9 protein-coding genes are annotated in these 12,231 nt (G+C 48.0%); all 9 read right to left on the reverse strand.

What is annotated here, in order from left to right; translation table 11 throughout:
• Nucleotides 1-3: 3 nt before the first annotated feature.
• The 9 genes from mutM to pyk all read right to left on the reverse strand — a co-directional run bounded on the left by mutM (nucleotide 4) and on the right by pyk (nucleotide 12,157).
• Entirely contained in the window at nucleotides 4-831 is an 828-nt protein-coding gene (gene mutM, locus EAT1B_RS03300) for a bifunctional DNA-formamidopyrimidine glycosylase/DNA-(apurinic or apyrimidinic site) lyase (RefSeq protein WP_012726711.1), read from the reverse strand.
• Nucleotides 832-852: 21 nt separating this feature from the next.
• Nucleotides 853-3,447, reverse strand: coding sequence for a DNA polymerase I (gene polA / locus EAT1B_RS03305; RefSeq protein ID WP_012726712.1), 2,595 nt, complete (start codon nucleotides 3,445-3,447; stop codon nucleotides 853-855).
• A gap of 207 nt (nucleotides 3,448-3,654) precedes the next feature.
• Nucleotides 3,655-5,382 carry a two-component system histidine kinase PnpS gene (gene pnpS / locus EAT1B_RS03310; RefSeq protein WP_012726713.1) on the reverse strand — a complete coding sequence of 576 codons (1,728 nt, stop codon included), beginning with the start codon at nucleotides 5,380-5,382 and terminating at the stop codon, nucleotides 3,655-3,657.
• On the reverse strand, nucleotides 5,379-6,080 hold the full coding sequence (locus EAT1B_RS03315) for a response regulator transcription factor (RefSeq protein WP_012726714.1): 702 nt from the start codon (nucleotides 6,078-6,080) through the stop codon (nucleotides 5,379-5,381). The genes pnpS and EAT1B_RS03315 overlap by 4 nt, the downstream gene beginning before the upstream one ends.
• Before the next feature lie 183 nt (nucleotides 6,081-6,263).
• The gene (gene mdh, locus EAT1B_RS03320; protein ID WP_012726715.1) at nucleotides 6,264-7,196 is read right to left on the reverse strand and encodes a malate dehydrogenase; all 933 of its coding nucleotides are present in this window, start codon (nucleotides 7,194-7,196) and stop codon (nucleotides 6,264-6,266) included.
• Between the two features lie 21 nt (nucleotides 7,197-7,217).
• Nucleotides 7,218-8,486 (reverse strand): NADP-dependent isocitrate dehydrogenase, encoded by a 1,269-nt coding sequence (gene icd / locus EAT1B_RS03325; RefSeq protein WP_031423152.1) that lies wholly within the window; start codon nucleotides 8,484-8,486, stop codon nucleotides 7,218-7,220.
• Nucleotides 8,487-8,585: 99 nt separating this feature from the next.
• Nucleotides 8,586-9,698 (reverse strand): citrate synthase, encoded by a 1,113-nt coding sequence (citZ, locus tag EAT1B_RS03330; protein ID WP_012726717.1) that lies wholly within the window; start codon nucleotides 9,696-9,698, stop codon nucleotides 8,586-8,588.
• Between the two features lie 184 nt (nucleotides 9,699-9,882).
• On the reverse strand, nucleotides 9,883-10,347 hold the full coding sequence (locus EAT1B_RS03335; protein WP_012726718.1) for a DUF441 domain-containing protein: 465 nt from the start codon (nucleotides 10,345-10,347) through the stop codon (nucleotides 9,883-9,885).
• Between the two features lie 67 nt (nucleotides 10,348-10,414).
• A complete protein-coding gene (gene pyk / locus EAT1B_RS03340) occupies nucleotides 10,415-12,157 on the reverse strand; it encodes a pyruvate kinase (protein ID WP_012726719.1) in 1,743 nt (580 codons plus the stop codon).
• Between the last annotated feature and the right edge of the window lie 74 nt (nucleotides 12,158-12,231).

Raw genomic sequence — 12,231 nt, forward strand, 5'->3', positions numbered from 1 at the left:
CCCTTAACGTTGTTGACAGTGCGGACAGTAATGCGTGCCTCGCCCGCCCAATTTCATCTTTTCAATTTCATGTCCGCATCGACGGCACGGTTCTCCGGTCTGTCCATACACGTAGAGCCTCTCTTGAAACGTTCCTGTGGCGCCATCTGGATCGGCATAACTTCGAATCGTACTACCTCCACGCTCAATGGCCTCATTCAAGACGGCAACGGCTTCAGTCCGCACACGGTCGACTTCTTCACGTGATAAACTTGCGGCCGGTCGAGTCGGATGGACACCCGCACGAAACAGCGTCTCATCTACATAGATGTTTCCTAATCCGACAAAGATGGACTGGTCGAGGAGTGCCGTCTTAATCGCGCGTGTCTTCATGCGCTCTAAACGTCGGTGTAACGCCTCGGTTGTCACACGCTCGTCAAACGGCTCATACGCAAGTAATGAGAGCGGTGGCGTGGTATGGATCGTTTCATTCGTCCGCAACTCCATCGTACCGAATTTACGAACATCATTATAGTGTAGAGTCGATTGGTCCGTAAACGTAATCACGACATGTGTATGTTTCACGGGTTCTGTAGCAGTCTCATAAGGGAAAAACTTCCCTTCCATGCGAAGATGGGAGACGAGATACCCGTTCGTCAATTTGAATAAGATGAATTTCCCCCGACGTTCCACATCCGTAATCGTTTCTCCGATTAAATGGTGAACCCATTCTTCGGGGTCGAGCCCGCGGATAATTTTTGGGTCGAGGACATCGACAGACTGAATCGTTTTTCCTGAAACGGCAGGTCGTAACCTGCGACAGACCGTTTCGACTTCTGGTAATTCTGGCATACTGATTTCCTTTCTATCCGTTTATTTCGTATCAAACCACGTCGTGCCAACCGCTCCGTCCGCACGTAACGGCACATCAAGTGTGACCGTTTGTTCCATCGCTTCGGTCACGAGTTTTTCTAATGCTTCCATCTCTTCGGTCGGACCTTCGAATATCAATTCATCGTGTACTTGTAACAACAACTTGGATTGAAGTTTTGACGCGTTTAACGCATGATCGACATCAATCATCGCTTTTTTAATAATGTCCGCTGCCGTTCCTTGAATTGGTGTGTTGATTGCGGTACGTTCAGCAAACCCACGTAAGTTGAAATTGCGAGAATGAATATCCGGGATGTTCCGGCGTCGTTTCAACATCGTCTCGACGAACCCGTGTTCACGTGCCCGTTCAATCGCGGCATCCATGAACGTCTTCACTCCAGGGAACTGTTCAAAGTACGTATCGATAAAGGTCTGTGCTTCTTTTCGTGTAATCCCTAGGTTTTGCGAGAGTCCATAATCACTGATGCCATAGATGATTCCAAAGTTGACGGCTTTCGCTTGACGACGCATGAGGGACGTGACTTCTTCAGCGGAAACTTTAAACACGTTCGCCGCCGTCGACGTATGAATATCCTCATCGTGAAGGAAGGCTGCCATCATCTTTTCATCTTGTGACATATGTGCCATGATGCGCAGTTCGATTTGGGAGTAATCGACCGCATAAAGGACCCATCCCGGTTCACTCGCGGTGAACGCTTTACGGATACGACGCCCTTCTTCCAATCGAATCGGGATATTTTGAAGGTTCGGGTTAACCGACGAAAGCCGTCCCGTTTGAGTTAGCGTCTGTGTATAACGCGTATGAATCTTGCCATCATCCTTCACGACTTTCTGCAAGCCTTCGACATACGTGGACTGAAGCTTGCCAAGTTCACGATAATGCATGATTTTCTCGATGATCGGATGAAGCGGCGCCAGTTTCTCGAGGACATCCGCTGCCGTTGAGTATCCTGTTTTCGTCTTTTTCACAGGAGGGAGTGACAGTTTTTCAAACAGGACGACCCCTAACTGTTTCGGTGAGTTGATGTTGAACGGTTCGCCGGCTAATTCATGAATCGTGATCTCGAGTGCGTTTAGACGTTCACGTAGGTCCGTTTCCATATGTTGAAGGGTTTCGACATTTACGTGGATACCGGCCCACTCCATCTCGGCCAATACGGAAACGAGTGGTTTTTCAAGCGCCTCATAGAGTTCTGTCTGTTCATTCTCTTTCAACTCCGAAACCACACGTTCAAACAAGGTGTAGATGGCGTACGCCTTTTCTGCGAGATGTGCATGAAAGACGTTCTCTTCCGGCACCTTGATTTTTGCACCTTTTCCGTAGACCGTTTCATCTTCCTCAAGAGGATACGTAAAGTGTGCGGCAATCGAGCTGAGAGATGTCCCGCCAGATAGGTTGAGCAAATACCCTGCGACAAGCAAGTCTTCATACCCACGCAGTGCCAGTTGATGACGTTTCAATTGAATGATTGTCTGTTTCGCATCGAGACAAATCGTCGTCTTCGTCTCGTCTTCAATCCATTCCTTGACCCGTTCGTCCTCAAGAAGCGTCACATCTCCAATCGTGACACCTCGCTCCGACGCGATCGCCACTCCAATCACGTCTTCTTCAAAATAATCATCATGCAGTTGTTCAAGCATCAACACAGCACGTGACAAATCTTGATCGACCAACGCGATTGTTGGTCGCTCCGCTTTTTCAACCGGTTCTTCTGAAGAGGTATCCGCCAGTTTGCCGATGAGTGACTTGAACTGTAAATCCATAAATAGCGTTTTGACGACCGAAGCGTCATATGGCTTAAAGACAAGTTCATCCATCGTCACATCAATCGGTACATCTGTGTAAATGGTCGCCAACTGTTTCGACATTTTCGCCTCTTGTTCATTCGCCACTACTTTTTCCTTTTGCTTCCCTTTCAACTCATCCGTATGTTCATAAAGGGCCTCGACGGTACCGTATGTGGCAATCAACTTCAGTGCCGTCTTTTCCCCGACCCCTGGAATCCCAGGGATGTTGTCGGATTTATCCCCCATCAATCCTTTTAGGTCAATCATCTGAATCGGTTGTAGTCCGTCGTAGCGTTCCTTGAACGCGGTCTCGGTCATTTTCTCGACTTCGGTGATGCCTCGTTTCGTCAAATAGACCGTCACACGTTCATTGATCAATTGAAGTAAATCCTTATCCCCCGTCACAACCGTCACTTGATCAAAAGTCGGATCTTTTGAGAGCGTCCCGATGATATCATCCGCCTCGTATTGATCGAGCTCTAAGACAGAGATGCCAAACGCCCGACAAACGTCACGCACGAGTGGGAATTGTTCACGCAATTCTCCCGGTGTCTTTTGACGTCCACCTTTATATTCTGCGAACGTATCGTGACGGAACGTTTTCTTTGACGCATCGAACGCCACGGCAAAATGAGTCGGTTGCTCATCTTCCATTAGTTTCAATAACATCATCGTAAACCCATACACTGCATTCGTATTCCGACCTGACGCATCCGACATCGGAGGCAGTGCAAAAAACGCACGATATGTTAAGGAGTTCCCATCTAGGACTAGTAGTTTATTCATTCAATCGACCTCCATTCTTCTCTTCAACCATCATACCATACGGGTACATGCGTTCGAAAAAAAAGACCCTTTTCTACGAATAGAAAAGGGCCAAATTCTCGACCGTGTGGAGATGAGCACCGATCGAGTCACGAGATGATGAAGAGGTCTCATTCATAGGATAGCAAGGTATTGTAAAGTAAATATGAACGAACGATAAAGTCATTGTTAAACCCGAGGGAATGTAATGGTAAACGTTGTTCCTTTGCCTTCCTCACTCTCGACGTCAATCGTGGCATGATGCAAATCGATGATGTGTTTCACGATGGCGAGTCCGAGGCCAGTTCCACCCGAGTTCCGACTTCTTGCCTTATCGACACGATAGAAGCGTTCAAAGATGCGACTCACTTCTTTTTCGGCAATCCCGATTCCGTTGTCCTTGACACGAAGTTTGTAGGAATCCGCCTTCGCTTCTACGGCGATTTCGACACGACTTCCTTCTGGTGAATAGTTGATGGCGTTGGCAACCAAGTTCATGATAACTTGCTTCATTCGGTTCAGGTCCGCCTGCAAGACGACCGTCCCCTCGTGTTTCGCTTCTAGCTGAATCGACTTCTTGCTCGCCTTTTGACTGAGCAGGAGGCAGACCTCATCGACGAGTTGATTCAAGTCGACGGACACCAACTCCATTTGGAAGTCATCCCGCTCCAATCTCGACAATTCAAGGAGATCCTCAACAAGCATCTGCATCCGCGTCGCTTCTTTTTGGATGATGTCTAAAAACTGGTCTCGAAGTTCCGGGACTTCTTTCGCCCCATCTAGAAGCGTCTCACTAAACCCACGAATGGACGTGAGCGGTGTCTTCAACTCATGGCTGACGTTCGCCACGAAGTCTTTCCGCATCTTCTCAAGTCGCTTCAATTCTGTAATATCGTTGAACAACAACGTCGTGCCGCGAAGCATCCCGGTGTCACTGAAAATCGGTGCCGCGGATACCATATACGTTTTTTGATTGAAACCCGTTCGAATCGATAATTGACGGCGGTGGACCTCCTCCGTCAGATAGACGTCTTCGATCAGTGTTTCTACCTCGGGACTCGGTAGAATCCCGTGATAAAACTGTCCGATCGATAAATCATCGTATTGGAACATCTCACGGTAAGAACGGTTGACCAACGTGACGATCCCACGCTCGTCGACGAGCAGAAGACCCGCCCCCATATACTCGATTAACGATTCGAGTCTCGCCCGTTGCACAGACTCCCCGAGAGAAATCGACTCCAAATTCCGAGCAAGTACGTTGATCGACCCTGCTAGGCTACCTGTCTCCTCATCATTTCTGAGTTCATACACACGGGCCCTGTAATTCCCGTCTGCTAGTTCCCGCAAGACGATCGTCGCCTCATCAATTGGTCGAATAAATTGATTCGTCAAATGTTGAAGCACGAACAAAATAATGAAGAAGGAGAAGAAGAGCGCAAGGGCAATCGTCAACCAGATGCGATTGTACACCCCTTCTAAATCCGATACATAACGGATGAATGTTAAATAGACTGTCCCACCCGTCGCAAGTTCAATCGGTTTTGTGTATTGAATCAACTCGTCCTCATCCGCTTCACCGAACGTCCCTTCCTCAGGGACCATACTCGGGTCGATTTTATAATCGATGGACCCGACGCGAAACGGCGTGCCAGCAATTACCTCCATCCGACTATTCAGAAGGAGAATATCAAAACTGCTCCCGTCATCGATTTGACCGACATACTCACGAATCTCGTCCAATTCGCCTCCTTCGAGGTAGAGGGCTGCCAATTGAGCATCTTCTTTTAGACGGTCTCGTTCAGAATCCAGATAAAAGTCTTTGAAGAGTTGCCCAAGGACAATCCCGAGCGTCAACAAGACACCGGTCACAAGAAAAATGAGAGTCGTCATAAATCTAGAGCGATACGTCTTCATTCCGAAGTCGGCTCCTCCATCTTATAGCCAAGACCACGAATCGTTTTAATATAGGTCGGTTTCTTCGTTACCGGTTCAATTTTTTCACGAAGGTGACTGATATGGACATCAACGATCCGGGTATCACCCACAAAGTCATAATTCCAAATGGCCGATAACAATTGGTCTCGCGTCAACACGCGTCCTTTATTTTTCGCCAGATAGGCTAACAATTCGAATTCTTTCGGCGTCAATTCGAGGCGCTCTCCTTGCTTGAACACTTCGTAGTTTGAAGCGACGATTTTAACATCACCGATTTGAATGATGTCCTCTTCAACCGCCGATTCTTGCGGGGCAGAACGTCTAAGAATCGCTTTGACACGGGCGACTACTTCACGTGGGCTGAACGGTTTCGTCAAATAATCGTCCGCTCCGAGCTCGAGCCCCAATACTTTATCAAACTCATCATCTTTTGCCGTGAGCATTAAAATCGGTGTATTGACTTTTTGCTGACGAAGTCGTTTGCACACTTCAAGTCCATCCATCTCCGGTAGCATCAAATCGAGCACAATGAGCACGGCGTCCTTTTTCTCAGCCAATTCCAATCCGGTTTTGCCGTCGTGCGCCGTCTCTACTTCAAAGCCAGCCTGTTCTAAATTAAATTTCAATAATGTCGCAATCGACACTTCATCGTCGACAACAATTACTTTATCAGCCACACTGCTTCCTCCTCTTAAACCATCAAATGTCACTTTCTATTTTACAAATCAATGCTTGAAACGACCAACCTCAAAGCAAATCTTTACAAAAACAAAACAAATCCACTTTCAGTGTAGCATGTTCGATAAGAGAGAAGGCGCAAAAAAGGTGCTTCCTGTAACATGACAGGAAGCACCTCAGTCTTATAAGACGCTTAATACCGAGCGGACAGAATCGGCAGACTTCGATAGTGCTGCTTTTTCTTCATCCGTCAAGTCGAGCTCTAACACTTGCTCAATTCCATGTTTCCCAAGAATCGTCGGGACACCAAGATACAAGTCTTGGAATCCGTACTCACCCTCAAGGTATGCGATGGCCGGTAAGATTCGACGCTGATCTTTTACAATCGCTTCGACCATCTCCACGATGGCAGCGGCTGGCGCATAATACGCCGAGCCATCGCCCAATAGTTGGACAATCTCGCCGCCACCTTTTCGTGTTCGTTCGACGATTTGCTCGATTCGCTCATGTGGGATGAGTTTCTCGAGCGGGATGCCTCCGGCGTACGAATAGCGTACGAGAGGCACCATATCGTCGCCATGACCTCCAAGAACGAATCCGGATACGTCTTTGACGGACACATTCAGCTCTTGTGCCACAAACGTTCGGAAACGAGCCGTATCCAACACACCGGATTGACCGATGACGCGTTCTTTCGGGAACCCTGATTCTTTGAACGCCGCGTACGTCATGGCGTCTACAGGGTTCGTCAATACGATCAGGATGGCGTCTGGAGAGTAACGGGCAATCTCTTTCACAACCGAGCGCATGACGTTTGCGTTCGTTGCGACGAGGTCGTCCCGGCTCATCCCCGGCTTGCGCGCGATTCCCGCGGTAATGACAACCACATCGGAATCGGCCGTGTCCGCGTAATCAGACGTACCTGTGACCCACGAATCAAACCCTTGAATCGGAGCCGTTTCTTGCATGTCGAGCGCTTTCCCTTTCGTCGGTCCTACTTTTTCTTCCATATCGAGCAGTACGACATCCCCTAGCTCACGTTGAGCCAAGTACAGTGCAGTCGTTGCACCGGTGAAGCCACTTCCAATAACAGAAATTTTGTTACGACGAATCATGAGCTCTCCTCCTCGGGCGTCTTACATGTTTTTAATCAATTCATCCGCGAACTCTGAACATTTCACTTCTGTCGCGCCGTCCATGAGACGTGCGAAGTCGTATGTGACAACTTTCGAAGCGATCGTTTTCTCCATTGAGTTGATGATGAGGTCAGCCGCTTCGTTCCAGTTCATGTGGCGGAGCATCATCTCACCTGAAAGGATGACTGAAGATGGGTTTACTTTATCGAGACCTGCGTATTTCGGAGCTGTACCGTGTGTCGCTTCGAAGATCGCGTGACCTGTGATGTAGTTGATGTTCGCACCAGGTGCAATCCCGATTCCACCTACTTGAGCAGCAAGGGCATCTGAGATATAGTCACCGTTCAAGTTCATCGTCGCAACGACGTCGAACTCACGTGGACGTGTCAAAATCTGCTGGAGGAAGATATCAGCGATTGAATCTTTGACGATAATTTTCCCTTCAGCTTCCGCTTTCGACTGAGCTTCGTTAGCAGCTGCTTCACCAGATTCTTCTTTGATACGGTCATACTGTGCCCATGTGAACACTTTGTCGCCGTATTCCGCTTCAGCGAGTGCATAACCCCAGTTTTTGAAGGCGCCTTCTGTGAACTTCATGATGTTCCCTTTGTGAACGAGCGTTAAAGATTTACGGTTGTTCGCAATCGCATATTCAATTGCTGCACGAACCAAACGCTCTGTTCCTTCAGAAGAAACTGGCTTGATTCCGATTCCTGATGTTTCTGGGAAACGAATCTTATTGACATTCATCTCGTCTTGCAAGAATTTGATGAGTTTTTTCACTTCATCGCTTCCTGAAGCGTACTCGATTCCAGCATAGATATCTTCAGTGTTTTCACGGAAGATGACCATGTCTGTATCTTCAGGACGTTTTACTGGTGATGGAACACCCGTGAAGTAACGAACTGGGCGAAGGCATGTATATAAATCGAGTTCTTGGCGAAGTGCGACGTTCAATGAACGAATTCCTCCACCGACTGGAGTCGTAAGTGGTCCTTTGATGGCGATCAAGTACTCACGAATTTGATCAAGTGTCTCTGTCGGGAGCCATTCGCCTTTTTCGTTATATGCTTTTTCCCCAGCGTATACTTCCATCCATTCGATTTTCTTGTCGCCGCCGTATGCTTTTTCAACCGCAGCGTCAAAGACGCGAACAGCCGCATTCCAAATGTCAGGACCTGTTCCGTCACCGATAATGAATGGTACGGTCGGTACGTTTGGTACGTTCAATACACCGTTTTCAACTGTAATCTTTTGTCCTTGTGTCAACATAATGAATCCCCCTAAGTACATTACTGTAGGTCGACGCGTGCGCCGACCTACGTCACTTGTTAGTTTACCAAACTTTTGTCTAAAATGTGTCTCGAATTAACGTTCGTTTACCGGAACATATTTACGGCTCGTCTCACCGACATATTCCGCACGTGGACGAATCAAGCGATTGTCCGCATATTGCTCAAGAATGTGCGCAATCCAGCCAGACATACGAGATACGGCGAAGATTGGTGTGAATAGATCTTCCTCGAGTCCGAGCGCATAATATGTTGAAGCTGAATAGAAATCGACATTCGGTTTCAATCCTTTTTCCGTTTCGACAAGATGGTCGATTTTCTCAGACATCTCATACCATTTCGGTTCGCCGATTTGAGCAGTCAATTGGCGGCTCATTTCTTTCAAATGCTTCGCACGTGGGTCGCCGTCCTTGTAAACGCGGTGACCGAAGCCCATGATTTTCTCTTTACGCTCGAATTTGCCACGAACATATTCTTCAACACGGTCGACCGAATCGATCTCGTGCAACATTTTCATTACCGCTTCGTTCGCACCACCGTGAAGTGGCCCTTTGAGTGCCCCCATAGCCGCCGTGACACCTGAGTACATATCTGAAAGCGTCGCTACACACACGCGAGCAGTGAATGTCGAAGCATTCAACTCGTGGTCTGCGTGTAAGATGAGCGCTTTATCAATCGTCTTTTCTGCTACATCGCTCGGCTCTTCACCGTTTAGCATGTATAAGAAGTTCGCAGCGTAAGAAAGACCAGGTTTTGGTGCGACCGGCTGCTCCCCTTTACGAAGACGGGCGAATGCCGTCACGATTGTAGCGACTTGTGCTTGTAGGCGAATTGCTTTACGCATGTTGGCCTCGTCACTCATGTCTTCAGATTCCTCATCGTATAGAGCGAGTTGTGAGAGTGCTGTACGAATCGTTGCCATCGCATTGGCTGACTTCGGCGCACGTTTTAACGTATCAATCACCTCTTCAGGTAATGTCGCTTCTTTTACAAGCGCTTCTGAGAGCGCTGTCAATTCCTCTGCATTTGGTAAGCGGTCGTTCCACAATAAGAACACTACTTCTTCGAATGTGGCGTTGTCCGCTAAATCATCAATGGTGTATCCTCCATAAGTCAATTGTCCGTCAATAATTGAGCTGACTTTTGAGGCTGCTGCCACAATACCTTCTAACCCTTTTGTCGTTGACATTCATAACTCCCCCTCAGTCTTGTTTAAAGTGGTCGACCGTAAAAACAGTCTGTTTATAGGGAATAAGGATACGGGACGGGTTGTTCCCCTGCATTCACCCAGTCTCCGTTTACCCTGTCCTTTATATAGTATAAACAATTTATTGCAAAAAAGAAATGTAAGCGGCTTCAGTTGTCAGAAAATATCAAAACCATTTTTCAATGACTTGATATCCACCTAAAATCAATGCCGCAATCCCAGCTCCAACAAGCGGTCCAACGGGGATCCCTTTCATGAATCCAACCGCTAAAATCGTACCTGCAAGGAGCGCCGTGGTGACGACCGGGTCGACACGCATCAGTTGGACACCTTGCCCTGCAGCAATGGCGACGAACATCCCTGAAGCAAACGCGACGATTCCGACCGGACCTTTAATACTATTCCACAATTCTTTAAATCCGATATCGCCGGTCGCAATCGGGACGAGGACTGCAATGGTAATGATCGTCACACCCCAGCTGATTCCTTTCGATGCAAGTGTCGGGAACAATTGATCGCCGAAACCGATTGCTTTGATGATCAACAAGACGCTACTTGCGATAATGACAGATTGGTTATTTGAAATGACACCAATCAAGACGAGCATCAATAAAAATAGATATGCACTCATACGTATTCCTTTCTTCGAACGGAAAAAGAACCGACCTTTGTAGAAGGCCGGTTCGATTGTCGTTCAATTATGCGTTGTAGATTTTACCTGTGAGTGGGTCGATTGAAATCATCTGACCGTCACGAAGCGATGTTGTCGCTGCGTCAACACCTACGATGACCGGCTTGCGAAGTGATGGTCCAACGATCCCAGCATGGCTCGTCAATCCACCGTCTTCCGTGATGATTCCAGCCGCTTTTTCAATCGCAGGCATCATTTCTTTATCTGTGAATGGTGCGACAAGGATCATGCCGTCTTTCGCTTTTGCGTTTGCTTCATCCGCATTTTTTGCGACAACGACTTCTCCAACGACACCGCGCTCACCGATTCCACGTCCGTCTGCGAGAGCGTGACCAACGATGTGGACTTTCATCATGTTCGTCGTACCAGCAGTCGCTGCAGGAATACCAGCTGAGATGACAACGAGGTCACCGTCAGTGACGAATCCAGCGTGACGTGCCGCTTCCGATGCTTGAACCAACATTTCATCCGTATTGTTCGGCATTGTTTCAGCAACGATTGGATATACGCCCCATACGAGGTTCAATTGACGCGCAACGCGCTCCGATTCTGTCACCGCGATGATGTTCGCTTCAGGACGATACTTCGCTGTACGAGCAGCCGTATAACCTGATTGTGTCGGTGTCAAGATTGCTTTGGCGTTCAAGTTGATTGCCGTGTGCGCAACCGCTTGTGAGATCGCATCCGTCACTGTGTGCTCACTGCGCTTCTGACGATCTTTCAACAAGTTTTTGTAGTCGAGCATGCGTTCTGTACGCTCTGCGATTGCAGCTTGCATTTGAACAGATTCGATTGGGTAGTCCCCTGCAGCTGTTTCACCAGAGAGCATGACTGCGTCTGTTCCATCCAAGATTGCGTTTGCTACGTCTGATGCTTCCGCACGTGTCGGACGCGGGTTACGTTGCATTGAATCAAGCATTTGCGTTGCTGTGATGACCGGCTTCCCGAGGTCGTTACACTTCTTGATGAGTTCTTTTTGAACTGGTGTCACTTCTTCCGTCGGGATTTCAATTCCGAGGTCACCACGGGCTACCATCAAACCGTCAGAGATTGCCAAGATTTCTTCGATGTTATCGACACCTTCTTGGTTCTCGATTTTCGGGTAAATCTTGATGTGAGACGCGTTGTGCTTCTCGAGAAGTTGACGAATTTCAACTACGTCAGATGCACGACGTACGAATGATGCTGCAATCACGTCAATGTCTTGTGAGATCCCGAACTCGATGTCCGCGATATCTTTGTCCGTGAGGGCAGGAAGGTTTACCTTGACGTTTGGCAAGTTAACACCTTTCTTCGTCTTGATGATCCCTTCGTTTTCGATGACGCAACGGAGATCACGGTTATCAAGTTTTTCAACGACACGGAGTCCGATGAGACCGTCGTCGAGCATGATGTGTGAACCGACTTCCACATCATCGTAGAGTCCTTCGTAAGTCACAGAGAAACGATCTTTCGTTCCGACGATTTCTTCCGTCGAGACGATCGTGACTTCTTTTCCTTTTTCAAGAAGTGCCTTACCGTCTTCGAATGTATGCGTGCGGATTTCTGGACCTTTTGTGTCGAGAAGAACAGTGACAACTTTACCCGCTGCTTTCGCTGCTTCACGGATGTCACGGATACGAGCGCCGTGCTCTTCATAGTCACCGTGTGAGAAGTTGAGACGGGCAACGTTCATCCCAGCTTCAATCATCTCAGGAAGACGCTTCTCAGAAGCCGGTCCAATGGTACATACAATTTTCGTTCTACGCATAATATAAAAACCTCCTAGGGGATATAGTGCAATTTACAAACAGAAAACGGGGGGCCTTAGACCGTATCCCGTCT

Source organism: Exiguobacterium sp. AT1b (assembly GCF_000023045.1).
Lineage (GTDB): Bacteria > Bacillota > Bacilli > Exiguobacteriales > Exiguobacteriaceae > Exiguobacterium.

Excerpts from the sequence above, each read along its gene's own strand:
- mutM (WP_012726711.1), bottom strand. The coding sequence starts at position 831 with ATGCCAGAATTACCAGAAGTCGAAACGGTCTGTCGCAGGTTACGACCT.
- polA (WP_012726712.1), bottom strand. The coding sequence starts at position 3,447 with ATGAATAAACTACTAGTCCTAGATGGGAACTCCTTAACATATCGTGCG.
- pnpS (WP_012726713.1), bottom strand. The coding sequence starts at position 5,382 with ATGAAGACGTATCGCTCTAGATTTATGACGACTCTCATTTTTCTTGTG.
- mdh (WP_012726715.1), bottom strand. The coding sequence starts at position 7,196 with ATGATTCGTCGTAACAAAATTTCTGTTATTGGAAGTGGCTTCACCGGT.
- citZ (WP_012726717.1), bottom strand. The coding sequence starts at position 9,698 with ATGTCAACGACAAAAGGGTTAGAAGGTATTGTGGCAGCAGCCTCAAAA.
- EAT1B_RS03335 (WP_012726718.1), bottom strand. The coding sequence starts at position 10,347 with ATGAGTGCATATCTATTTTTATTGATGCTCGTCTTGATTGGTGTCATT.
- pyk (WP_012726719.1), bottom strand. The coding sequence starts at position 12,157 with ATGCGTAGAACGAAAATTGTATGTACCATTGGACCGGCTTCTGAGAAG.